The organism is Bradyrhizobium sp. CCBAU 51765 (genome assembly GCF_015291725.1).
Lineage (GTDB): Bacteria > Pseudomonadota > Alphaproteobacteria > Rhizobiales > Xanthobacteraceae > Bradyrhizobium > Bradyrhizobium liaoningense.
The window spans coordinates 2,801,671-2,826,070 of sequence record NZ_CP030038.1 but is presented as its reverse complement, the minus strand read 5'-3'; the positions used below and the strand labels follow the sequence as shown (position 1 = coordinate 2,826,070).

Sequence of the window (24,400 nt, the reverse complement as noted above, 5' to 3'; positions counted from 1 at the left end):
CACAGGCTTAATCGCCTTCTGGGGTCCGGCATGGCAGATCTAAGGGACGCCCGCGTCCTCGTTACCGGCAGCGACGGCTTCATCGGTTCGCATGTCGTCGAGGAGCTGGTGAAAGCCGGGGCACGCGTCAAGGCGATCGTCTACTACAACTCCTTCAATTCCTGGGGCTGGTTGGACACGGTTCCCGCCGACATCATGAAGTCCGTGGAGGTGGTTGCCGGCGACATCCGCGATCCGCACTTCATGATCGCAACCGCCAGCGGCTGCACCGACGTGCTGCACCTGGCGGCGCTGATCGCGATCCCCTTCTCCTACGTCGCGCCCGACTCCTATGTCGACACCAACGTGAAGGGCACAGTGAACGTGCTCCAGGCGGCGCGCATGGCGGGCGTGCGGCGATTCGTGCAGACCTCGACCAGCGAGGTCTACGGCACGGCGCAGATCGTCCCGATCAAGGAGAACCATCCGCTGGTTGGCCAGTCACCCTACTCGGCCTCGAAGATCGCATCCGACCAGATGGCGCTGTCGTTCCATGCCTCGTTCGACATGCCGGTTGTCGTGATCCGCCCGTTCAACACTTTCGGCCCCCGGCAGTCGGCGCGCGCGGTGATCCCGACCATCATCAGCCAGATCGCGACCGGCAAGCGCAAGATCCGTCTCGGCGCCGTCAGTCCGACGCGGGACTTCTCCTTCGTCACCGATACCGCGCGCGGCCTCATCGCAGGACTTACCGCGCCGGCCGAGCAATGCGTCGGCCAGACCATCAATCTCGGCAGCGGCTTCGAGATCTCGGTCGGCGCGACCGTCGAGATGATCGCCGATGTCATGGGGACCACGATCGAAATCGAGACCGACGAGGCGCGCCTCCGTCCCGCCAACAGCGAGGTCGAGCGGCTCTGGGCCGACAATTCCAAGGCACGCCAGCAGCTCGGTTGGAGCCCTGAATTCGGCGGTGTCGAGGGCATGCGTCGCGGCATGGTCAAGACCGTCAACTGGTTCACCAATCCCGCAAACCTCAACCGCTACAAGGCTGACGTCTACAATGTCTGAGGTGATGGTGGACAATGTCGTGACCAGCTCAGACTTCAAGCCGGAGACGATCGTCGACGCCGTGCGGCACGCGGTGGGAACGCCAAACGGCGTGCTCGGCCTGCACGAACCGGTGTTCGCCGGAAACGAGATCGCCTACCTCGAAGAGTGCATCAAGAGCACCTTCGTTTCCTCGGTCGGCCCCTTTGTCGATCGGTTCGAGCGCATGCTGGAGGAGGTCACCGGCGCCAAACGCGCGGTCGCCGTCGTCAATGGTACGGCCGCGTTGCATGCCTGCTTCAGGCTCGCCGGCGTCGAGCCCGGCGACGAGGTCATCTCGCCAGCGCTGACCTTCATCGCGACGACGAACGCGATCGCCTATTGCGGAGCAACCCCGCATTTCGTCGACAGCTCGCTTGCCACGCTCGGCATGGATCCCGGCGCACTCGCGGTGCGCCTCGGGGCGATTGCGGAGCGGACCGCAAGAGGCACGATCAATCGCGAGACCGGACGCCGCATCGCGGCGATCTCGCCGATGCACACGTTCGGGCATCCCGTTGCACTCGACGAGATCGCAGCGATCGCACACGACTGGGGCATCGCGCTGGTGGAGGATGCCGCGGAATCGCTCGGCTCGACCTACAAGGGTCACGCCGTCGGATCGCAGGCGCGGCTCGCGGCGCTGAGCTTCAACGGCAACAAGATCGTCACCACCGGCGGCGGCGGCGCCATCCTCACCAATGACGAGGAACTGGGACGCCGCGCCAAGCATCTCACCACGACCGCGAAGCTGCCGCACAAATGGGCCTTCGTGCATGACGAGATCGGCTTCAACTACCGCCTGCCCAACCTGAACGCCGCACTCGGTTGCGCCCAGCTCGAGCAGCTCGACGGCTTCCTGGCGAGCAAGCGCCGGCTGGCGGCCGCCTATGAGCGTGTCTTTGCCGGCGTGCCCGGCGTGCGCTTCTCGCGCGAGCCCGCGGGTACGACCAGCAATTACTGGCTGAACGCGGTCCTGCTCGACGAGGCGCATGCCGAGCGGCGCGACGACGTGCTCACGGCACTGAACGAGGCCGGCTTCGGCGCGCGCCCGGCCTGGACGTTGATGCACAGGCTGCCGATGTTCGCGCAAAGCCCGCGCGGCGATCTTTCCACCGCGGAATCCATAGAACGCCGGCTGATCAACCTGCCCAGCAGCGCCAGCATCAGGCCCCGCGATGACTAGTCGCGCACGAAAAATCTGCTTCGTCACCGGCAGCCGGGCCGATTTCGGCCTGCTGGTCTGGCCGATGCGCGCAATCCGTCAGACGCCAGGCCTGACGCTTCAGCTCATCGCCACCGGCATGCATCTCGCGCCGGAGTTCGGCTACACCTTCAACTCCATCCGCGAGGAAGGTTTTGAGGTGGACGAGCGCATCGAGACGCTGCTGAGCAGCGATACCGGCGCCGGAGTCGCCAAATCGGTCGGACTCGGGGTGATCGGCTTTGCCGACGCCTTCACGCGGTTGCAGCCAGATCTCGTTGTCGTGCTCGGCGACCGGTTCGAAATGTTCGCGGCGGCGCAGGCCGCGATGTTCATGCGACTGCCGATGGCGCATCTGTTCGGCGGAGACGTCACCGAAGGCGCGGTCGACGAATCCACGCGCCACGCCATCAGCAAGATGGCGCATCTGCATTTCACCAGCAATCATGGCTCGACGCGGCGATTGATGCAGCTTGGCGAGCACCCGTCCCGCATCCATACCATCGGCTCGGTCGGGATCGACGCCATCAAGCATCTCGATCTGATGAACCGCGACGACATAGGCGACGCGATCGGGATGCCGCTCGGCGAACGCAATGCACTCATCACGTTTCACCCTGTCACGGTCGAAGCCGGGCGGTCGGTGGCCGAGTTGGAGGAGTTGTTCGCTGCCCTGTCGACACTCGATCCCGCCTTCCGTCTTGTCTTCACGCTCGCCAATGCCGATGCCGAAGGGCGCGCGTTGAACGATCGGACCAAGGCCTTCGCGGCGCGCCGGCCGAACACGATCGCGGTCGCCTCGCTTGGGCAGCTCCGCTACCTCAGCCTGATGAGCCAAGTCGACGTGGTGATCGGCAACTCCTCGAGCGGCGTGCTCGAAGCACCCTCCTTCGGCGTTCCCACGGTGGATATAGGCGACCGTCAGAAGGGGCGTGAGCGCGCGGCCTCGGTGTTTCATGCCGCGCCCGAACGTGGCGCAATTGCCGCCGCGATCTCGGCAGGACTCCAGCGTGGCCGCGAAGCCACCGTCAACCCCTATGGCGACGGTGAATCCAGCCGGCGATTTGCCGACATTGTCGCCGCCATCCCCGATTTCGGGCGGCTTCTGGCCAAGGGCTTTTACGAACTTCCCGTAAGCGGAGCGCGGCCATGACGACGCACACGCTGATCATCGCGGAAGCCGGGGTCAATCACGACGGCAGCCTGGAAAAGGCGCTGGCTTTGGTCGATGCGGCAGCCGATGCCGGAGCCGACATCGTCAAGTTCCAGACCTTCAATGCAAAGGCGTTGGCGGGCGGCGCGGCGAAGAAGGCCGACTATCAGCAGCGCACCACCGATGCCGGCGAGAGCCAGCTGGCCATGCTTGAACGTCTCGAGCTGCCGCAGGCTGCGCATGAGACGCTGATCGCGCGCGCCAAGGAGCGCGGCATCGAATTCCTGTCGACGCCATTCGACGATGCGTCGCTCGGCTTCCTCTTGTCGCTGAAACTGCCGCGGATCAAGATCGGTTCGGGCGATCTCACCAATGCGCCGCTGCTCCATGCAGCGGCGAGGGCCGGCGCCATGCTGATCCTGTCGACCGGCATGGCAACGCTCGGCGAGGTCGAGGAAGCGCTGGGCGTATTGGCCCATGGCTATGCGCAGCGCAACGATCCCGCAGGCATCGCCTCGTTCCGCGCTGCATGGCGCGATCCGGCGGCGCGCGCCGCGGTGGCGCGGCACGTCAGCCTGCTCCATTGCACGACCGAATATCCCTGCCCCATCGCCGATGTGAACCTCGCCGCGATGGCGACGATGCGATCGGCATTCCAGCTTCCGGTCGGTTATTCCGATCACACTGATGGGTTCGAGATTTCGGTCGCCGCGGTCGCGCTCGGCGCGACCATCGTCGAAAAGCACCTGACGCTGGATCGCAATGCGCCCGGCCCCGACCACGCAGCCTCACTCGAGCCGGACGATTTCAAGCGCATGGTCGGCGCCATCCGCAATGTCGAGGCCGCGCTCGGCGACGGCGTGAAGACGCCGAAGGAATCCGAAATCAGGAACGTCCCGGTGGCGCGCAAGAGCATCGTGGCGGCGCGCGCGCTGAGGGCCGGCGAGATCATCGGACCGGCCGACATCACGGCCAAGCGGCCGGGCACCGGGCGGCCGCCGATCGATTATTGGTCCTTGATCGGAACGGCGGCGCCGCAGGCGCTTGACCCGGACGATCCGGTTTAACGACGGGGCTTGGCAGGAACCCCGCGCAGTACGGACCCGGGCGGCCATGAAGCCGTAACGACGGAACCCATCGCCACCAGCGTATCATTGCCAATGGAAATGTGGTCGCGGACCCGGCTGCCGAGCCCCACAAAGGAGTTGTCGCCGATCTCTGCGCCGCCGCCGACCACGGTTCCGGGAGACAGATGCGTGCAGTGCCCAACTCGCACATCGTGCTCGACGACAGCGCCGGAATTGATGATGCAGTGATGGCCGATCATGCTGCGTGCATTGACGATCGCACCCGGCATGATGACGCTGCCCACGCCGATCGTTGCCGAAGGCGAGACGAACGCGCGCGGATGGATCACCGTCGCCCAGCGCTTGAGCTGCAGCCGGCCGATCAATTGCCGGCGCGCGGGCCCCGCCTGCATCGTTCCGATCCCGACCACGAAGGCGGCGTCCGGATAGTTGGGCGCAACGTCATCGGTTCCGAGGTAGCGCGCATTGCCCAGTGTACCCGGCTGGTGATCGAGGAAACCGACGACGTTGAACTGGCCCGACAGGAGAGCGGCCTCATAGACCATGAAGGCATGCTCGCCGCCACCGATGATGATGAGATCGTCCATCGCGTTTCCCCTGCACAGACCAATCTTAGCGACGGGACTGCGGTACTTCAAACCGACGGGGCCCGGCCGGAAAACACGGGTATTAACAAGGTCAACGCCCGGGCCCCTGGCGGGGTTGACGCCGCCTCTCGCAGCCGCGATATAGCAGGCTCAGCCGTGGGCCGCCCCCAATATCTGGCGTATACGAGGCAAATTGCCATGAAATCCTGGCGCAAAGCCGTCGTCGGTACCCAGGCGACTGTGGGCGAGGCCATCGCCGCGATCGAGAGCGGAAGCATCCAGGTTGCTCTGGTGCTCGACGACCACAATCGCCTGCTGGGCGTGGTCACCGACGGCGACGTGAGGCGCGGGCTGCTACGCGGCATCCCTCTCACCGGACTTGCGACCGACATCATGAACCGGACGCCGGTGTCGGCCTCTGCGACCATGCCGCGCGAGGATCGCCTGCAGCTGATGCGACAGAGGTCGATCAAGCAACTCCCGCTTGTCGACGAGGGCGGCCATCTGGTCGTGGTCGAGACGCTCGATGAGCTGCTCGAACCGCGTCACTATCCTAACCCGGTGCTGATCATGGCCGGCGGCCTCGGCGAGCGCCTGGGTGCGCTGACGCGCGACGTGCCGAAGCCGATGCTCAATGTCGGCGGCCGACCACTGCTGGAGACGATCGTCCGCAACGTGGTGCAGCAGGGCTTTGGCAACATCTTCATTTCGGTCAACTACAAGGCTCAGACGATCAAAGACTACTTTGCCGATGGCGCGGCCTTCGGTGCCAACATCCAGTACGTGCACGAAACCGAACGCCTGGGTACCGCCGGCGCGCTCGGGCTCTTTTCGACCCCGCCGGATCTGCCGATGATCGTCACCAACGGCGACATCCTCACCACGATCAACTATGGAGCGCTTCTCGACTTCCATAACGGAACGCCGGCGGAAGCGACGATGGCCGTTCGCGAGCACAAGGTGCACGTCCCCTATGGCGTGGTTTCCACGTCGGAGGGCTTTCTCCAGACCATTCGCGAGAAGCCGACCGAGAGCTGGTTCGTCAGTGCCGGCATTTACGTGATTGGAAGCTCGGTCTTCCGCCATGTCGCCCCCGGCGTCAGCATCGATATGCCGACCGTGCTGGAGCGGGTGATCGCCGATAAGGGACGCGTCGCCGTCTATCCCATTCGTGAATACTGGCTCGACATCGGCCGCCTTGAGGATTTCGAGCAGGCGCATGCAGAGTTTCACGAGGTCTTCCCGTGACCTCAACAACCGCCGTCGTGGTTGGTCTCGGCTCGATTGGCGCAAGGCATGCGCGGGTCCTGGGCGAGCTCGGACTTCGGGTCTCGACTGTCAGCCGGCGCGAAGGCGGCGACTACGGGTCGATCGCGCAGGCCGTCGCGGCGGCGCATCCGGACTACGTGGTGATCGCGACCGAGACTGCGCGTCATGCGGACAATCTGCAAGAGCTCGCGCAGACCGGGTTCCGTGGCAGAGTCCTTGTCGAAAAGCCGCTATTCGCAACACCGGCCCCGGCCCCGAAATATCCCTTCGCCGGTGTCAGCGTCGGATACAATCTACGCTTTCACCCCGTGATGACGGCGCTGGCGGAAAGACTGAGCGGGCACGACGTGATCACGGTCGACGCCTATGTCGGCCAGGACATCAGGGACTGGCGGCCGGGCCGCGATCACCGTACGACTGCATCCGCCACGGCCGATGCCGGAGGCGGCGTGCTGCGGGATCTCAGCCACGAACTGGACTATCTTTTGTGGCTGTTCGGGCCATGGCATCGCGTCGCAGCGCTCGGCGGCTCCTCCGGCGCTCGCGACATCGACGTCGACGACCATCTTGACCTGCTGCTCGATATGCAGCTGGCGCCATCGGTGCACGTCCACATGGACTATCTCGATCGCCAGGGCATCCGCCGCATTCGCGTCAATGTCGACGACGATACCATCGAGGCCGATCTCGTCGGCAGCCGTCTCACGGTCAACGGCAAGGCAACGGAGATTCCCAGCGAGCGCGACCAGAGCTATCGCGACATGCATGTCGCGGCGATGCGCGGCGCGAGCCCGGTCTGCTCGCTGCCCGAGGCCCTCGGCGTCGTGCATCTGATCGACGCCAGCGAGCGCGCGCTACGCACCAAGAGCTGGATATCGCCATGAGTCTCGTCTGCACCATCTGCGCGCGAGGCGGCTCGAAAGGGGTCGTCGGCAAGAACGCGCGCGATCTCCTGGGCAGGCCGGTGCTCGCGTGGAGCATCGCGCAGGCGCGAGAGACCGGCCTGTTCGATGCGATCGCCTTCAGCAGCGATTCGGACGCCCTGCTCGAGGCCGCGCTGAAGGCCGGCGCCGACATCGCGGTCAGACGCCCCGACGAGATGGCGACCGATATCGCGCCAAAGCTGCCGGCGATCCGCCATTGTCTCGAGCAGGCGATCGCGCAAATGGGCACGACGCCCGATATCTTCGTCGATCTCGACGTAACCTCGCCGCTCAGGCTGGCCTCCGACATCACCGGTGCGGTGGCACTGCTGCGCGAGAGCGGCGCGCGCAATGTCATTACCGGGGCGCCGGCGCGGCGGTCGCCCTATTTCAACCTCGTTGAGCAGCGCTCCGATGGCAGCGTCGGCCTGTCCAAATCTGCCGATCCTCCGATCACGCGCCGGCAGGATGCGCCGCGCTGCTTCGACATGAACGCGTCGATCTATGTCTGGCGCGTCGCGCCTTTCCTGGAGCGGCCTGCGGTATTCTACCCGGATACGCGTCTGCTCGAAATGCCGGAAGAGCGTTCGATCGACATCGATTCCGATCTCGATTTTGCGTTGGTGGAACTGTTGCTCCGCCAACGACTGGCGGCCTGAGGAGGCGCAAGCGATGACCACGAGCTTCAAGGCTCTGTTCGATCTGACCGGCCGCACCGCCGTCGTTACCGGCGGGTGCGGCATTCTCGGTCGTCGCTTTGCCGAGGGCCTTGCCGAGTTCGGCGCCAACGTTGCGATTGTCGATCTGGATCAGGCCGCAACCGATGCCGCGGCAGCCGACGTCGCCTCCCGCCATGCCGTCCGCGCCAGAGGCTACGGTTGCGACATCACCAGCCCTGAAGCGGTGCGCAACACAGCCGATGCGATCGAGGCCGACCTCGGACCGGTCTCGATCCTGCTCAACAACGCGGCCAGCAAGACCCGCGACGTCGACGCCTTCTTCGCGCCCGTCGAGAAATTCTCGCAGGAGACTTGGCGCGAGATCATGGCTGTCAATCTCGACGGCATGTTCAACGTCGCGCAGGTGTTCGGCGGCCGGATGGCCGAACGCGGCTACGGCGCCATCGTGCAGACCGCCTCGATCTACGGACTGATGGCCCCCGATCAGCGCATCTACGAAGGCTCCGAATATCTCGGCCGCGCCATCAACACGCCGGCGGTCTATACCGCCTCGAAGGCCGGTGTCATCGGCCTCACGAAGCACCTGGCGACCTACTGGGCGAGCAAGGGCGTTCGCGTCAATACCCTCACCCCCGGCGGGGTGGAGAGCGGGCAAAACGAGACCTTCAAGGCGCGCTATGGTGCCCGTATCCCATTGGGCCGCATGGCTCGCGCGGACGAAATGGTGGGAACGATGCTGTTCCTGGTGTCCGATGCGGCATCCTACGTCACCGGCCAGAACATCGCGGTCGATGGCGGCCTGAGCGCGTGGTGAGCGGCGGAGCATGCTCAAACAGCTGATCCGCAACACGCTGATATCCAGTGCGGCCTTCGGAATTGCGGCTGTGCTCGGGCTCGTCGTTATACCCGTCATCATCCGCACTTGGGGCGTGACCGAGTTCGGCCTCATCGTGCTGGCCCGCATCCTGCTGCCGAGCGGGATGATGGGACTGCTCGATCTCGGCCTCTCCGAGGTCACAACGCAAGCGGTCGCGCGGGCGCGGGAGCATCGCAATTGGCGCATCGCGGGCCAGCAGCTCGCACTTCTTACTGTGATGGCCGTGAGCCTTGCAGGACTGCTCGCGGTCACGATCTGGATCAGCGCGCCTTACCTGACCATCGCACTCCGCGTCGATGCTGCTCACGCCGACAGGTTTGCGCAAATTTTGCGCTACACTGCGCTTGCCAACGTGGTGCTGATCCCGGCGCTGGTCTGGGAAGGCATCGTCAAGGGCTTTGAGCGCTACAATGTCCTGCGGCTGGCGGAGGTGAGCTCCACGATCGCCTATGTGGCCTGCACGATCTGGGCCGCCAACACCGCGGCCTCTTTCGAGGTGGTGGCCTACATCTATCTCGCCAGCACTTTGATGCGCGCATGCTTGGCGTTCGCCGCAGCCTTCGTCGCCGTCGTGCGCAAGGTCAAACTCGCGATGTGGGACGCGCCGATCCGGCGCGAACTGTTCCACCGCTGCGCGCTGTTCGCGCAGGGCAAGCTGACGGGCGGCTTGGCACTCCCGATTCAACCCTTCCTGGTCGGCCTCTTGTTCGGGCCCAAGGGCGTGGGGGTATACGACACCCTGGTCAGGCTGCCCCGTGTGTCCAAGGTCGTCGTTGGCCTCCTGACGTCGGCCCTGCTGCCGGTGGCAAGCCGCCTCGACGAACGCGGCAACGCCGCCACGTTCCAGCGCCTTGGCGAATTCGGCCTGATCATCCTGCCGATGTTCACGGTTCCGCCGCTGATGGCGGCCGCCATGCTGTCGCGCGAGATCATGCAGGTATGGATCGGACCACAGATGGCCCCCTACGCTTTCTGGATGGGCCTCGGCTTCGTGGTGCCGATCTGCGCTCAATACCTCGCCTTCGGCAACGTCATGTTCCTGACCCGCACAGACGTGCAGTCGCGTCTGAACCGGCTCATGATCTATCAATTGGCGGTGTGGGCCGCGGTGGCGGTTGCGACATTGCACCTGTTCGACGAGCGGGCGCTGATTCTTGGCCAAGTGGTTGCCAACGCCGTAATTCTACCGTTGCAGGTCGGCACCGTGAGCCGCGCGTTGCAGCTTGACTCCCACCGCCTCCTTAGAGCACTTCTCATGCAGGCCGTCATTCTCGTGGTCTTCGGCCTGCTGCTCCTCAAGCTTGCAGAGTACCTTGCAATCGACGGCTTCTGGGGGCTTGGGCTTGCGATTGCTTCGTTCTGCGTAGTGAGCTGGACCGCACAATATTTTCTCGTTCTGGAAGACCGCCAGCGGGCAATCTTCGCGGAACTCGGCCAGCGCTTCGGCTGGGCGTCGACCTAGCCTACTATTTGCACGAGTATATTCGGGAGATCGATGAGCGCCTTGGTCGATACGAGGAGACGTGAACGGTGCGCATAGGCCTGGTGGTCGATCACCCCAAGCGTGACCTGCCGGGTGCGGTCATGCTCGGTTATCAACTCGCGCGGCGCGGCGTCTCCGTCGTGCTGGTGCCGATGTACGAGCAGGCCGTCGACGTCCCGCGACTCGGACTCGATGCGCTGGTCGTCAACTACGCGCGTCCCGTCAACCTCGATCTCATGCGCAGTTTTGCGAGGGACGGGCTCGCGCTCTACGTGCTCGATACCGAAGGCGGCGTGCTCGCGGAAAAGGGCGGCAACTCGCCTCCGGCAATGGCGGCCCACATCAAGGGCAGCGGCTACGCCGACATCCTGGCGGGCTATTTCTTCTGGGGCAGTCGGCTGCACGAGGCCTTCCTCTCGGCCGGAACCATGAAGCCGGAGCAGCTTCACCTCACCGGATGCCCACGCTTCGACTTTGCTGCACCGCGCTGGCGCGCGCTGCTCGATGGCGAACCGCGCGACTACCTGCTCGTCAACGCCAACTTCCCGCTGGTCAATTCACGCTTCACCGGCAAGCCGGGCGGCGAGCGCGAAGCGATGGTGCGGGCCGGTTGGGATGGCGGCTATGTCGATCGCTTCATCGCGGACCTCAAGCAGGTCTTCGCCAACTACCTCGCCGAGATCGACCGACTTGCCGCGGCGCGGCCCGACCGCACCATTCTGGTGCGTCCGCATCCCTTTGAGAGCGAGGAGGTCTATCGCAACGCGCTAGCGCGCCACGCCAACGTCCTGATCGACGGCACCGGCAGCGTACTCGACCGCATCCGCAATGCGGCCGCGGTCGTTCATCTCAACTGCGGCACGGCCGTCGAATCGGTCCTGCTCGGAAAGCTTCCGCTCCAGCTCGAATATCTGAACACACCGACCACCGCCGGTCATGCGGCGCTGCCCGCGCGCGTGAGCCGGCCGGTCGCCTCGTTCGAAGAGCTGCTTGGCGCGATCGACCATATCGAGCGCGAGACCGAGGCTTTCGATTTCGCCCGCGTTCATGCCGCCGACATCGAGGCCTTCTTCCATCTCAACGACGGGCAAGCCGCAGAACGGGTCGCTGATGTCCTGACGCGCGCTGCGGATGCGCGCCGGCCTTACGTGTCGTTGCTGGCGACCGTGAAGGGCACGCGCGACAAGCCGAGTGTCGGCCAGATCGTCAAGGGCGCTGCCAGCGCCGCGCTCGGATCGGCCGTGACGGAACGGTTGCGCAGCCGGTTCAACCCGGCCCGGCGCGACAAGCGCATCGAGCCGGTCGTCGTCAGGACCCTGCTGCAGCGTATCGCAGCTCATGACCGCGCGAGCCCGGTGCAATTCGCCACAAGACGCGCACACTGCGCGACGACAGGCTTGCCGCTCGCGAGCATCGCCATCGACCCCACCCGATAGACTCATGGCCACACCCTCAAAGACCATTCTCATCACCACGCTTGCCGAATACCAGACCCGGTTCTGGATTCCGGTCGCGCAGCGGCTACGTGCGGCAGGCAACGATGTCGAGCTGCTCGCCTTCGACGATCGCAGCGCCGAAATGTCGGCGGCCGAAGGCGTGCCGGTCACCAACATGTACCGCGACGGCCTCAGGACCGGTCCCTCCCCCGACGACCGCGGCGCGTTCGACGCCCGCGTCGCCGCCTACGGACTCGACGGGACCAATTTCCTGTTTAGCCATGAGCGGTTCACGTTCGGCATCCGCGACACCGCAGCGCTGCGCCGGCGGTTCATGATCTATGCCAACGCGATGGAGGCGTTGCTCGACCGCCTGGAGGCTGAGGGCAAACGCGTCGAGCTGGTTCAGGAGCTCGGCGGCTTCCTCTCCGTCATCGCGAGCTTCTACGCCGCCAGGCGTCGCAACATCCGCAACTGGTTCATCGAGCCCTCGTTCTTTCGTGGCCGGATGTATTTCACGCCCGACAGTCTCGCCGCGCCCGACGTGATGCCGACGCCGGCGGATACGGTGTCGGCAGAGGTACGCGCCTATCTCGACGACACGCTGAAGCAGCGCGCGATCGTCATCCCCAAAAAGGACCAGCATCATTATTCAGCGGCCTTCAAGAAGGTCGTGAACCTGCGCAACGCCCGTCGCCTCACCGAAAAGCTGTGGGACCAGTTCGCGCTCGGAAAGCATCAGGAGTTCGGACACAATCTGCGTCACGCCCGCGTGCACGCGGCGATGGCGCTCAATGCGACGCGGCTGCGCAGGCTCTACAAGCCGATCCCCGGGGCGCCCTTCGTCTATTATCCATTCCACGTTCCCGCCGACATGGCGCTGACGCTGCGCTCGCCCGACTACCTCGACCAGGTCGCAACGGTCGACTTCCTGCTGCGGACGATCCCGGACACGCATGTGCTGGTGGTGAAGGAACACCCCGCCCAGATCGGCGCGATCTCGGCCGATCGCCTGTTCGAGCTGGCGCGCCGCTTCGACAATTTCGTGCTGCTGCCGCCACAGACCAACAATTACACAGTGCTCAACCGCGCCGATGCGGTCATCTCCGTCAACAGCAAGTCGGGAGCCGAGGCCTTGCTGCTCGGCAAGCCGGTCGTGGTGATGGGCGATGCGTTCTACCGTTCCTGCCCGCTGGTCTACGCGGTCGACCGGCTGGCGGACGTGCCCACAAGGCTGCGCGAGGCGCTCTCCGCCGGGCCATTCGATCCAGCCAAGGGCGCGCCCTATTTCGAATCGGCCTGGCGCAGGTCTTATCCGGGCGAACTCTATATCAGCGATCCCAGGCTGCTCGACACGTTTGCGGCCTCGTTATGCGCCGCGATCGCCGAGCCCGCCGCCCGCGCGAATTGAACGGACCCGTCATGCCGCTCGTCTCGATCATCACCCCATCCTGGAACGTCGAAGGCCTGATCGAGGAGACCATCCGCTCGGTGCAGCGCCAGAGCTTCTCCGATTGGGAGCTGCTGATCGCGGACGACTGCTCGACCGACAGGACACCGCAGATCATCGCAGAGATCGGCGAGCGCGATCCTCGCGTCAAGCTGATCCCGCAGGCGAAGAATGGCGGGCCGGCGCTGGCGCGCCAAGCCGCGATCGACCGGGCGCAGGGCCGCTATCTCGCCTTCCTGGACAGCGACGATCTGTGGCTGCCCGGGAAGCTGGAGCGGCAGCTCGCCTTCGCGAAGGCGAAACAGGCCGCGCTGAGCTACACCGCTTTCCGCCGCATCAACGAGACCAACACGGTCACAGGACGGCTGATCGAGGTGCCGGCCTCGCTCACCCATGGGCAGCTCCTGAAGAACACCGCGATCGCCACGCTGACCGCGATGGTCGACCGCGAGATCGCCGGCCCCATCGCGATGAAGAACGAGGGTTATGACGATTTCTGCCTGTGGCTCTCGATCCTCAAGCGCGGTCATACCGCCTACGGCCTCAACGAGGATCTGGCGCGCTACCGCGTCAGGGGCTCCTCGGTCTCCAGCCGCCCGGTGCGCTCGGCCAAATGGGTCTGGCAGATCTACCGCAATGTCGAGCACCTCTCCCTGGTCCGATCGGCCTGGTGCTTCGGCCATTGGGGGGCACGGGCCTGGTTGAAGCGGCGGGAGTTCTAAAGCGCGATGCGATTAGGGTGAATCGTCATCGCGCTTCAGGTTGTTGCTGAAACCGCTGCGCACTTTTCCGGATCATGCTTTAGGCTGATCGCCGGGCGCCCGGCGCGCCCCGCCACAAAAACTGCGAAAACAACCCCATGCACAGTAGGGGTGTTTAGATACCTCGATCCAAGGCATTTTGGCTATTGGCGAGTCCGGCCGTTGCCGATACCACTCAGCCGCTCCCTTTGCGAACAATCTGGAACCGATCATGCCGTTTGAAAACTACAGGAACAGCCGCATCCTCGTGACCGGGGGAGCCGGGTTCATCGGATCGCACCTTTGCGAGCGACTGCTCGGTTCGGGAGCCGAGGTGGTGTCCGCGGACAATTATTTCACCGGCAGCCGACGCAACATTGCGCATCTGATCGCAAATCCGCTGTTCGAGGCGGTCCGGCACGACGTCACCTTCCCGCTCTACATCGAGGTCGACGCGATCTTCAACCTGGCCTGCCCGGCCTCCCCGATCCACTACCAGCGCGATCCCGTGCAGACCACCAAGACCTCGGTGCACGGCGCCATCAACATGCTCGGGCTCGCCAAGCGGCTAAAGGCGCGCATCTTCCAGGCCTCCACCAGCGAGGTCTATGGCGATCCGCTGATCCATCCGCAGACCGAGGATTACTGGGGCAACGTCAACCCGATCGGCATCCGCTCCTGCTACGACGAGGGCAAGCGCTGCGCCGAGACGCTGTTCTTCGACTATTGGCGCCAGCACAGCCTGCCGATCAAGGTCGCGCGCATCTTCAACACTTACGGCCCGCGCATGCAGCCCAACGACGGTCGCGTGGTGTCGTCCTTCATCGTCCAGGCGCTCAAGGGCGAGCCGATCACCGTGTTCGGCGACGGCGGCCAGACTCGCTCGTTCTGCTATGTCGACGACCTCGTCGAGGCCATCATGCGGTTGATGGTGAGTGCGGAAGACGTCACCGGACCGATCAATCTCGGCAACAATTCCGAGTTTACCATCCGCGAGCTCGCCGAGAAGGTCATCAAGCTCACCGGCTCGCGCTCCAAGCTGGAGTTCAAGCCGCTACCGCAGGACGATCCGCGCCAGCGCCAGCCCGACCTCACCAAGGCGAAGGCTGTCCTGAACTGGGAGCCGAAGGTCGCGCTCGAGGATGGGTTGAAGGAGACGATTGCCTACTTCAAGCACTCGCTCGAAATCGCCTGATCCCGCTCGCGGGGCCATTCTCGTGGTTGCGGATAGCTGCGATGTAGCCGGCAGGATGGGACAACGGCGAACCAAGACAGAGATGTTTGCCGGAGAAGCCTTGCGGAAAACGACCACGCCTTCAGGTCAGCTGGAAATCGAAATCGTGACGGGCTTGGAGAAAGTCGGCCAGAATGTCGATTGTAGCCGTGCCGTGACTGTCCGCCGGTGGAGTCCACTGATCCGACGCAGTCCACCGATCGGCGGGTGCCGGGATAAGGTCCGGCGGCTCGGACGGAGCGGTCAACGAGGGGGTGAAATCGAACGCGAAGCCGTCGCCGGATGTCGGCGCAGCGCCCACGGTGCCGTCGCCGTTGAGATCCTGCTGCAGCGTCGGCTCCAGCGCTTTCAGGGACGGATCGGACCCGAGCACTTCCGGGGCCGCGGCAAGGGTCGTCAGGAAATTGCCGTTCGCGTCCGTGCTCCAGACCGAATAATGGGCGTTCGCCGAGTTCTTCCAGACCACGTCGTAGCCAGCGCCCGACACCTTCTCGGCGCCGATCACCGACCAGGTGCCCCAGTTCGCTGTGATCACCGCAGAGCCTGCATACTTCAAGGTCGGCCCAGCACCTGTCGCGATGCTCTCAAGATGGTAGTTGCCGCCGGATGAAACGACGCGCGTCGATCCAAACGCCTCGATCGTGATGCTGCTGGCAGCAGCGACACCGATCATCCCGTCACCGTTCAGATCTTGCTGCAGCGTCGGCTCCAGCGTCATCAGCGATGGATCGGTTCCCAGCATTTGGGGAGCCGACCCCAGCGTGGTCAGGAAGTTGCCGTTGCTGTCCGTGCTCCACACGGAGTATTGCCCGCCTGCCGAATCCTTCCAGACCACGTCGTAGCCGCCGCCCGACACCTGCTCGGCACCAATCACCGACCAGGTGCCCCAGTTCGCTGCGATCACCGCGGAGCCCGCGTATTTCAAGATCGGCCCGGTACCCGACGCGATGCTCTCGAGATGGTAGTTGCCGCCGGATAAAACCAGACGAGTCGATCCAAGCGCCTCAATCGTGGTGGTGACGGCAGCAGCGACGCCGATCATGCCGTCACCGTTGAGATCTTGCTGCAGCGTCGGCTCCAGCGCCTTCAGAGACGGATCGGACCCGAGCACTTCCGGGGCCGCGGCAAGGGTCGTCAGGAAATTGCCGTTCGCGTCCGTGCTCCAGACGGAATAATGGGCATTCGCCGAGTTCTTCCAGACCACGTCATAGCCGCCGCCGGATACCTGCTCGGCGCCAATCACCGACCAGGTGCTCCAGTTCGCTGCGATCACCGCAGAGCCTGCATATTTCAAGGTCGGCCCGGTACCGGTGGCGATGCTCTCGAGATGGTAGTTGCCGCCGGATGAAACGACGCGCGTCGATCCAAGCGCCTCGATCGTGACGGCAACAGGGAAGCCGATCATCCCGTCACCGTTCAGATCTTGCTGCAGAGTCGGCTCGAGCGTCTTCAGGGATGGATCGGTTCCCAGCATTTGCGGGGCCGAACCCAGCGTGGTCAGGAAGTTGCCGTTGCTGTCCGTGCTCCACACGGAATATTGCCCGCTGGCCCCTTCCTTCCAGACCACGTCATAGCCGGCGCCGGATACCTGCTCGGCACCAATCACCGACCAGGTGCCCCAGTTCGCTGCGATCACCGCAGAGCCCGCATATTTCAAGGTGGGTCCGGTCCCGGTGGCTATGCTCTCGAGATGGTAGTTGCCGCCGGATAAAACCAGACGCGTCGATCCAAGCGCCTCGATCGTGGTTGTCACCAAGCTGGAGCTTGCGAAGGTACCATCGGCGAATTGGAAGTACTCTACACCCACGGCAGTGTCGGTTCCGTCGGGCAGGCCGGAACGTTGGTCGACGATTGTGAATATCTGTGTCGCCACGTCGTACGAAATCAGGTAGCTGGCCCGGCTGCCCGAATACACCGCAGTGTCCGTGCCGGTGCCGCCATTTATACTGTCGTTGCCCGCACCGCCCGTGATGGTGTCGTTGCCGCCTCCGCCGTTCAGCGTATTGGCGATGGCGTTGCCGAGGATCGCGTCGTTGCCGGACCCGCCGATGGCGTTGTCGATGTAGGAGCGCGTGTCCCCGTTGTAGAGATAGGCGTTGTAGACGTTGCCCGATGCATAATGGCCGTTGCCGAGATAGGCCAGCTGCACGTCGGAGAACACCGACGAGGCACCGGGATTGAGATTGATGCTCAGGTTCGTCGTGTAGTTCGACAGGTCGTAGGTATCGACGCCGCCGCCGTCCCAGACTGTCTCGTAGATGCGGTTGGCCGAGCCGCCGACGCCGCCGCCCGGCGCGGGCTGCCCGACGCCGTTGATGAACTCCTGCCCCGTGGTCGGATTCCAGGTGTAGACGGTATTGCTGCTCTGGGTGGTGTAGTCCGCGCCGTACATCGTCTGGAGCGCGAGGATATCGTTGGCCATGTAGGTCTGCGAATATCCGTAGGCTTCGTTGGTGTAGCCGCCCGTGGTCGAAGCGCCGACATAGCTGCGATAGCTCATGACGGTGTATTCGCTGCTGTCATGCGCGCCCGGCACCGCGACGTTGCCGGGGCCACCAGCCTCCTGGCTGTGCTTGAGGCCCAGGGCATGGCCGAGCTCGTGCAGCGCGGTGGTGAAGTAGTAATTGCCGAGCTTGGCCAGCGAGAAATTGTATTGCGTGCCGAACCAGATGTCGCCGCCGGGCGCATAATTGCCGGGATAGTAGGCGTAGGCGGTCGGATTGGCCGCCGGCGACTGCGCGATCATGATGTCGGCGCCGTTCGTGCCTGCGTACTGAATGTCGACGTTGGTGTAGCTGAGAATCAGCCCGACCGCGTAGTTGATCGCCGCCTGTATCTGCGTGGGCACCGAGGCGAAGCCCGAGGTGGTCGGCTCGCTGTAGCCGCCGCTATAGGGATTGGCGTAGTCGCTCGGCGCGTCGGGAAAACTGTAGGTGATGGTGCCTGACCATTTGGCGCCCGACAGCAGGCCGTCGATCTCGGCATTATTGGTGGCACTGACATTTACAGCGGTAGCCAATTGACTCTCCAGAGCACCGCCTCGCCAGATTCGCGGCGGAGGCGCATGATTCTAGCCTGACAGTTGAACGTTTGGTTTAATTTGGGCTGCGGCGTCCGCTCCCTTCGGTAAGACCCTGTTAGGCGTCAAATCCCGTAGTCATACGGACACCGATGGGATACGGCTCCGGTCCCCTGTCATGTCCCAGAGACGATATTATGAAACGAGGCGCATTGTCAGCCGGTCTGATCGGCGTCCTCGCGACGTTCGCGGGATCGGATCATCTGTCCAACGGAGAACAGCCTGCCATGGTCGGGAAAGCCAAAGCGGACGATGGCTGGAAGGAGGGCAGCAAGGCAGGCCGCGCGCCCCCCATGCCAATCGCCCGCGATCCTGCCGTCGCGGTGGCAGAGGAATACGAAGCGGCCCGCCGGAAGGGAACGCGGCAAGCGTTCGAGCTTTTCATTGCGCGTCACGGCGATGATCCCTTGGCCGAGCAGGCGCGCGCGGAATTGAAGCGCCTGTCGCGCTGAGCCTTCCACGCACTGCAGCAAAGCCGTATCAGACATGGCATTTCGGTAGGCGGCATCCGCATCGGACGAGGGTTGCCGCAAGGTCTTTCGGCACTATGGTAGGCCCCGCAATCTGTCCCGGAGCCTCTCAAGATGCCCTTTCCGCATGCCTCGGAAGCCCTGTCGCGCTTCACCGTGCTCGATCTGACCCGCGTGCGCTCCGGGCCGACCTGCGTGCGGCAACTCGCGGACTGGGGCGCCAACGTCGTCAAGATCGACGCGCTGACCGAGGACGCCGGCGGCGAGCAGCCGGGCGGCCCCCGGCAGGGTTCCGACTTCCAGAATTTGCACCGCAACAAGCGGGCGATGACGCTGAACCTGAAGGACGAGCGCGGGCTCGCCGTCTTCAAGCGCCTGGCCACCAAAGCCGACGTCGTGGTCGAGAATTTCCGGCCCGACGTGAAGAAGAAGCTCGGCATCGACTATGACAGCCTCGCCGCAATCAACCCGCGCATCGTCTATGGCAGCATCTCCGGCTTCGGCCAGGACGGCCCCTACCATAAGCGCCCCGGTTTCGATCAGATCGCGCAAGGCATGGGCGGGCTGATGTCGATCACCGGCGCGCCGGGCGGAGGCCCGATGCGGGTCGGCATTCCCGTCGCCGACCTCACCGCCGGCCTGTTCTGCGCCATGGGCATCCTCACCGCACTGCTCGAACGCGAGATCTCCGGCAAGGGCCAGTGGGTGCAGACCTCGCTGCTCCAGGCCCAGATCTTCATGCTCGACTTCCAGGCGGCGCGCTGGCTGATGGAGAAGGAGGTCGCCAGGCAGGCCGGCAACAACCACCCGACCAGCATTCCGACCGGCGTGTTCAAGACCTCCGACGGCTACATCAATATCGCGACCACCGGCGGCCGGATCTGGGAGCGCTGTGCGCAGGCGATCGGCGCGCCGGAGCTCTTTGGCCATCCCGACTATGCGACGGCCCCAGCCCGATCCAAGAACCGTGATGCCCTCAACGCCGAGATCGAGAAGCGCACCGTGACGAAGTCGACCGAGACCTGGGTCCGCGAGCTCAACGAGGCCGGCGTGCCCTGCGGTCCCATCTATGCCATCGACCAGATGTTCGAGGACGCGCAGGTGAAGCATCTCGGCATTGCGCAGGACGTGCCGAACGACGAGGGCCGCCATATCCGCCTGGTCGGCCAGCCCGTCACGCTGTCGCGCACGCCGAGCAGGATGGTGGCGCGGCCGCCGGAATTCGGCGAGCAGACCGACGAGGTGCTGAAAGAGTTCGGTTTCGGCGCCGACGAGATTGCAGGGCTCAGGGACGCCAAGGTGGTGTGACCCAGGTCGGAAACGACGATGCCCGGCAAGATTGCCGGGCATCGAAGGCAGTTCGCGCTGGACAGCTCAGTATTTTGCAACGACGGGCGCTGGAGTGAACGCATAGTTGAAGCCGGCGCGCAGCACGTGATCGTGGAAGCTCACGTCCGCCTGGTTGGCGGTGCCCGCGAAGTAAGTCTTACTCCCGAAATCCATGTAGAGATATTCGAGCTTGGCCGACCAATTCCGGGTGAACTTGCGTTCGACGCCAGCGCCCACCGTCCAGCCAACTCGGGTATCAGTGCTGGTTGCCGCCGCCCCGATTGGAAAGCTGAAACCGCCGAGCGGCGTCGTGCCGCCGAGACCCGGCCCGAAGACCTGGATGCCAAGCGCGGTCGCAGACGAATATTTGAACTCGCCTACGGCAAGACCACCGGTCGCGTACCAGAGAGTCTGCGGATCCGACAGGACACCGACGCGCCCGCGGAATGTCGCGAACCACCGCAGGTCGTAGGAGAGATTTGCGGTGAGAGTCGCAATGGAGTTGAAGTCGGTGCCGAATGGGAGACCGATGATATTCGAACCGTAGCGCGCGCTCGTCGTGGTCACCGTCCGCGATGACCGCTCGCCGGTCGCCTGAATGTCGCCCTCGAGGCCAACGACCCATTTCGGATCTACCTGCCAGTTGTAGCCCAGCTGACCGCCGGCCAGCCAACCATCGACGTTCTGGCCAAACGCGCTGAATTGTGTGGCCGGGAACGGCAGTGCGATCGGCGCCACAGTCGTCTCCGCCCTGCCCCAGCTGTATCCGGCGTTCAATCCGGCGTAAAAGCCCGTCCAACTCCAGACCGGATCGACGACGGCCGGAGCCTTGACGTAAGGTTTCGATGCCAGATCAGCTGCCAATGCGCTGGTCGCGACCAGCGATGCCACCACAACTCCCGTCACAATCTTCATTGCAATGCCCCGTGAAAAACAAGAAATCCACGAGCAGCATAAGCGCCAGGGCCGACCCAGGCTGTCGCGCGACAGCAACATTCGGGAACAACCACTAGGCGTCAGCGACCGGACTATGGCGACACGATAGAACTAAGACACAGATCAAATTCACCTTTCATTGCGTCGCCGTTTTATCCTGCTGCCGCCAGCCGACACGGCCGAGCAAGCCGTCGATCACCGGCCAGAACAGCAGCACGATCGCCAGCGTCGTGATCGAGCCGACCAGACCGTTCGACCAGAACACCTTGAGGTCTCCGCCGGCGCCGATCATCGACAGGCGAAAGGCATCCTCGGCGCGATTGCCGAGCACCAGCGCGAGGGTGAACGGCGCCAAGGGAATGCCGATCTTCTTGAAGACGTAGCCGACGATTCCGAAGCCGAGCATCAGCCAGATGTCGAACATCGCGTTCTGGATCGCATAGGCGCCGATCGCGCAGGACACCACGATCATCGGCGCCACCGCGGCAAAGGGCACGCGGAGGATCGAAGCGAAGATCGGCACCGTCGTCAGCACCAGGACGAGGCCGACGACGTTGCCGAGATACATCGAGGCGATCAGGCCCCAGACGAAGTCCTTGTGCTCGACGAACAGCAGCGGCCCCGGATTGAGCCCCCATACCATCAGGCCGCCGAGCAGGATCGCCGCGGTGCCCGAGCCGGGAATGCCGAGCGCCAGCATCGGCAGCAGGGCCGAGGTGCCGGAGGCATGCGCCGCCGTCTCCGGCGCGAACACACCCTCGATGCGGCCTTTGCCGAAGCTTTCGGGCTCCTTGGCGAAGCGCTTGGCGAGATTGTAGCCCATGAAGGAGGCCGCGATCGCGCCGCCGGGGGTGATGCCGAGCCAGCAGCCGATGAAGGAGGAGCGCAGCAGCGTCACCCAGTATTTCGGCAGGTCCTTCCAGACGCTGAGCACGACGCGGAGCGAAATGCCCGCCGCATGCCCCCGCAGCGCCAGCCGCTCCTCCATCGTCAGCAGGATCTCGCTGATGCCGAACAGGCCGATGACGGCGACCAGGAAGTTGATGCCGCGAAGTAGCTCCGGCGAGCCGAAGGTCATGCGGAGGTTGCCGGACACGGTATCCATGCCGATGCCGGCGAGCAGCAGCCCCAGCGACATCGAGATGACCGTCTTGTGCTTGGCTTCGCGCCCGAGGCCGACGAAGGAGCAGAAGGTCAGCAGATAGACCGCGAAGAACTCCGGCGGGCCGAACTTCAATGCGAAGGACGAGATCATCGGCGCGAGGAACGTGATCAGCAGCACCGCGACCAGCGAGCCGATGAAGGAGGAGGTGAACGCCGCGGTCAGCGCCTCCGCCGCCCGGCCCTGCTGCGCCATCGGATAACCGTCGAAGGTGGTCGCGACCGACCAGGCTTCGCCAGGGATGTTGAACAGGATCGAGGTGATGGCACCGCCGAACAGCGCGCCCCAATAGATGCAGGACAGCATCACGATCGCCGAGGTCGGGTCCATCGTGAAGGTGAGCGGCAACAGGATCGCGACGCCATTGGGGCCGCCGAGCCCCGGCAGCACGCCGACGAAGATGCCGAGCACGAGCCCGACCATCATCAGCACGAGCGTCTTCCACGTCAGCAGGACGGCAAAACCGTGTAGCAAGAGCCCGAAAGCTTCCATCGCGCGGGCCCGCCTAGCGGCCGAGGGCCGCTTCGAGCGGCCCTTTCGGCATGATGACGTCGAAGGCGACGTCGAAGGTCACGAACATGATCGCCGTGAACACGAAGGCGGTGAGCAGCGACTTCCACAGCGCGATCTTGCCGACGACGCGCATGAAGCCCGCGATCAGGAGGAAGCTCGCTACGTAAAGCCCGAGGAACTGTGTCGCCGCGCAGAACAGCAGCGTCGGCACGAACACCGCCATCACGCGGCGGGCCTGCGCCCGTGTGACAAAGGTCTCACGCACCGCGCGCCGCGCGAGGAGCGCCGCGATCAGGCCGTAGAGGCTGCCGCCGCCTAGGATAATGGCGAGGTAGAACGGGAAATAGCCTGGCTCCGGCCCGGTCGCATCCCAGGACGCGCCGGTACGCCAATTGTCGTAGCCGAGCGTGGCGGCGAGCGCGAGCAGCAGGAGACAGACGACGGTCTCGACCGTCGCGGAAGAGACGACGGAGGGGGAGTCGTCTTCAGGCGCGGTCGGATCGTCGACGACGATTTCAAGTTCGGTTTGGGACATGGTGAGCAAATGCTGTGGTCCATCACCTCTCCACTTGCGGGAAGAGGTGAAGACCAGCTACTTCGCGACGAAACCGGCTTCCGTCATCAGCGACTTGTTCAGCGCATCGTCCTCCTCGAGGAACTGCACCATGTCCTTGCCGGTGAGGAAGATCGGCTTCAGCGCCTGCTTCTCCATGTACTCCTTGTATTCCGTGGTCTGCGTCACCTTGTGGAACAGATCGACATAGAACGCCTGCTGTTCCGGCGTCGCCTTGCCGGGCAGGAACATCGCGCGCAGCATCAGATACTGCACGTCAACGCCCTCCTCCTTGCAGGTCGGGATGTCGGCCCAGGACTGCGTCTCCGTCACTTTCGTCGTGTAGGAGATGCGTTCCTTGTCGAAGACGCAGAGCGGACGCACCTGGCCCGCGCGCCAGACTTCCAGATTTTCCGAGGGATTGTTGACGTTGGCCTCGGTGTGGTTGCCGACCAGCTGGGTCGCGGCCTCGCCGCCGGACTTGTAGGGCAGATATGAGAACTTCGCGCCGGTCTTCTGCTCGAGGAACACGGTCAGCACGTGATCCTCACGCTTGGAGCCTGTGCCGCCCATCTTGAACGGCGAGCTTGCTGCCTTCGCCGCGGCCACGAACTCCTTCAACGTCTTGGGACCCGCGCTGTTGTCCCAGAGCACGAACTGATCGAGTGCGACCACGGAGACCGGGGTCAGCTCACGCCAGTTGAACGGGATCTTGGCCGACAGCGGCAGCATGTAGATCAGCGAATAGGCGATCAGCACCTTGTTCGGGTCGCCCTCGCTGGATTTCATGTACATCAGCGCTTCCGCACCCGAGGCGCCGCCCTTGAGCGAGACGACCATCGGCTGCTTCATCAGATTGTTCTTCTGGATCGCGGCCTGCATCATCCGCGCCATCTGATCGGAGGCACCGCCCGCGCCCGCGGCCACCACGATCTCGACGGGCTTCGTCGGTTCCCAACCGGCGAAGGCCGGCGTGGTCAACAACAGCGCCGCCGCAGCGCCGACGGCTTTGACTGAAATTCGCACGAGTTTCGTCCCCTGATGTCTTTTTTGAGTTGTAGTGCGGAAGAATTCTATCCCTGCATAGTGCGGACTAAAGCTGACGAGTGCAAGCAGCCCGGCAATTCGGCGCCTATGACTTTCGACGGACGACGCCGATAGCGCGT

Annotated in this window: 21 protein-coding genes; 15 read left to right on the top strand and 6 right to left on the bottom strand. The window is 64.3% G+C overall.

The genetic code is table 11. The features are described from left to right. Positions 1-30 precede the first annotated feature (30 nt). The 4 genes from XH96_RS13445 to neuB are packed head-to-tail and all read left to right on the top strand — an operon-like array spanning position 31 to position 4,492. Positions 31-1,050, top strand: a complete 1,020-nt coding sequence (locus XH96_RS13445) for an NAD-dependent 4,6-dehydratase LegB (RefSeq protein WP_131873020.1) — start codon at positions 31-33, stop codon at positions 1,048-1,050. Between the two features lie 19 nt (positions 1,051-1,069). Then, entirely contained in the window at positions 1,070-2,254 is a 1,185-nt protein-coding gene (locus tag XH96_RS13440) for a LegC family aminotransferase (RefSeq protein WP_246790072.1), read from the top strand. Next, positions 2,247-3,425, top strand: coding sequence for a UDP-N-acetylglucosamine 2-epimerase (neuC, locus tag XH96_RS13435; RefSeq protein WP_194392907.1), 1,179 nt, complete (start codon positions 2,247-2,249; stop codon positions 3,423-3,425). Before XH96_RS13440 ends, neuC begins: the two co-directional genes overlap by 8 nt. Further along, positions 3,422-4,492 (top strand): N-acetylneuraminate synthase, encoded by a 1,071-nt coding sequence (gene neuB / locus XH96_RS13430; protein WP_194392906.1) that lies wholly within the window; start codon positions 3,422-3,424, stop codon positions 4,490-4,492. The genes neuC and neuB overlap by 4 nt, the downstream gene beginning before the upstream one ends. Here the strand turns inward: neuB and XH96_RS13425 are convergent. Next, positions 4,489-5,100 (bottom strand): acetyltransferase, encoded by a 612-nt coding sequence (locus tag XH96_RS13425; protein ID WP_194392905.1) that lies wholly within the window; start codon positions 5,098-5,100, stop codon positions 4,489-4,491. The two genes, neuB and XH96_RS13425, sit on opposite strands and share 4 nt — an antisense overlap. Here XH96_RS13425 and XH96_RS13420 point away from each other — a divergent pair. The 9 genes from XH96_RS13420 (at position 5,065) to XH96_RS13380 (ending at position 15,153) form a co-directional block, all read left to right on the top strand. Continuing rightward, complete coding sequence (locus XH96_RS13420) at positions 5,065-6,348, top strand: nucleotidyltransferase family protein (RefSeq protein WP_246790071.1); 1,284 nt, start codon at positions 5,065-5,067, stop codon at positions 6,346-6,348. The genes XH96_RS13425 and XH96_RS13420 overlap by 36 nt on opposite strands. Beyond that, positions 6,345-7,253, top strand: coding sequence for a Gfo/Idh/MocA family protein (locus XH96_RS13415; protein WP_194392904.1), 909 nt, complete (start codon positions 6,345-6,347; stop codon positions 7,251-7,253). Before XH96_RS13420 ends, XH96_RS13415 begins: the two co-directional genes overlap by 4 nt. After that, the gene (locus tag XH96_RS13410) at positions 7,250-7,951 is read left to right on the top strand and encodes an acylneuraminate cytidylyltransferase family protein (protein ID WP_194392903.1); all 702 of its coding nucleotides are present in this window, start codon (positions 7,250-7,252) and stop codon (positions 7,949-7,951) included. The genes XH96_RS13415 and XH96_RS13410 overlap by 4 nt, the downstream gene beginning before the upstream one ends. A gap of 13 nt (positions 7,952-7,964) precedes the next feature. Further along, positions 7,965-8,786 (top strand): SDR family oxidoreductase, encoded by an 822-nt coding sequence (locus XH96_RS13405; RefSeq protein ID WP_194392902.1) that lies wholly within the window; start codon positions 7,965-7,967, stop codon positions 8,784-8,786. Between the two features lie 10 nt (positions 8,787-8,796). After that, the gene (locus XH96_RS13400; RefSeq protein WP_194392901.1) at positions 8,797-10,311 is read left to right on the top strand and encodes an oligosaccharide flippase family protein; all 1,515 of its coding nucleotides are present in this window, start codon (positions 8,797-8,799) and stop codon (positions 10,309-10,311) included. Positions 10,312-10,379: 68 nt separating this feature from the next. Beyond that, entirely contained in the window at positions 10,380-11,768 is a 1,389-nt protein-coding gene (locus XH96_RS13395) for a surface carbohydrate biosynthesis protein (protein WP_194392900.1), read from the top strand. A gap of 4 nt (positions 11,769-11,772) precedes the next feature. After that, on the top strand, positions 11,773-13,179 hold the full coding sequence (locus tag XH96_RS13390; RefSeq protein ID WP_194392899.1) for a capsule biosynthesis protein: 1,407 nt from the start codon (positions 11,773-11,775) through the stop codon (positions 13,177-13,179). An 11-nt stretch (positions 13,180-13,190) separates the two neighbouring features. Continuing rightward, positions 13,191-13,940, top strand: a complete 750-nt coding sequence (locus XH96_RS13385) for a glycosyltransferase family 2 protein (protein WP_194392898.1) — start codon at positions 13,191-13,193, stop codon at positions 13,938-13,940. A 250-nt stretch (positions 13,941-14,190) separates the two neighbouring features. Beyond that, positions 14,191-15,153, top strand: a complete 963-nt coding sequence (locus XH96_RS13380; protein WP_194392897.1) for a UDP-glucuronic acid decarboxylase family protein — start codon at positions 14,191-14,193, stop codon at positions 15,151-15,153. A gap of 121 nt (positions 15,154-15,274) precedes the next feature. On the opposite strand, the gene XH96_RS13375 is transcribed toward XH96_RS13380, so the two are convergent. Then, entirely contained in the window at positions 15,275-18,211 is a 2,937-nt protein-coding gene (locus XH96_RS13375) for a M10 family metallopeptidase C-terminal domain-containing protein (RefSeq protein ID WP_246790070.1), read from the bottom strand. 197 nt (positions 18,212-18,408) lie between these two features. On the opposite strand from XH96_RS13375, the gene XH96_RS13370 reads away from it, so the two are divergent. Together XH96_RS13370 and XH96_RS13365 are read left to right on the top strand one after the other, a co-directional pair. Continuing rightward, positions 18,409-18,723, top strand: coding sequence for a hypothetical protein (locus XH96_RS13370; RefSeq protein WP_194392896.1), 315 nt, complete (start codon positions 18,409-18,411; stop codon positions 18,721-18,723). Between the two features lie 132 nt (positions 18,724-18,855). Further along, entirely contained in the window at positions 18,856-20,049 is a 1,194-nt protein-coding gene (locus XH96_RS13365; protein ID WP_194392895.1) for a CaiB/BaiF CoA-transferase family protein, read from the top strand. Positions 20,050-20,115: 66 nt separating this feature from the next. On the opposite strand, the gene XH96_RS13360 is transcribed toward XH96_RS13365, so the two are convergent. The 4 genes from XH96_RS13360 to XH96_RS13345 all read right to left on the bottom strand — a co-directional run bounded on the left by XH96_RS13360 (position 20,116) and on the right by XH96_RS13345 (position 24,260). Continuing rightward, on the bottom strand, positions 20,116-20,961 hold the full coding sequence (locus tag XH96_RS13360) for an outer membrane protein (protein ID WP_246790069.1): 846 nt from the start codon (positions 20,959-20,961) through the stop codon (positions 20,116-20,118). Positions 20,962-21,142: 181 nt separating this feature from the next. Further along, positions 21,143-22,660 carry a tripartite tricarboxylate transporter permease gene (locus XH96_RS13355; protein ID WP_194392894.1) on the bottom strand — a complete coding sequence of 506 codons (1,518 nt, stop codon included), beginning with the start codon at positions 22,658-22,660 and terminating at the stop codon, positions 21,143-21,145. A gap of 13 nt (positions 22,661-22,673) precedes the next feature. After that, complete coding sequence (locus tag XH96_RS13350) at positions 22,674-23,216, bottom strand: tripartite tricarboxylate transporter TctB family protein (RefSeq protein ID WP_194392893.1); 543 nt, start codon at positions 23,214-23,216, stop codon at positions 22,674-22,676. A 57-nt stretch (positions 23,217-23,273) separates the two neighbouring features. Further along, a complete protein-coding gene (locus XH96_RS13345) occupies positions 23,274-24,260 on the bottom strand; it encodes a tripartite tricarboxylate transporter substrate binding protein (RefSeq protein ID WP_194392892.1) in 987 nt (328 codons plus the stop codon). Positions 24,261-24,400 lie beyond the last annotated feature (140 nt).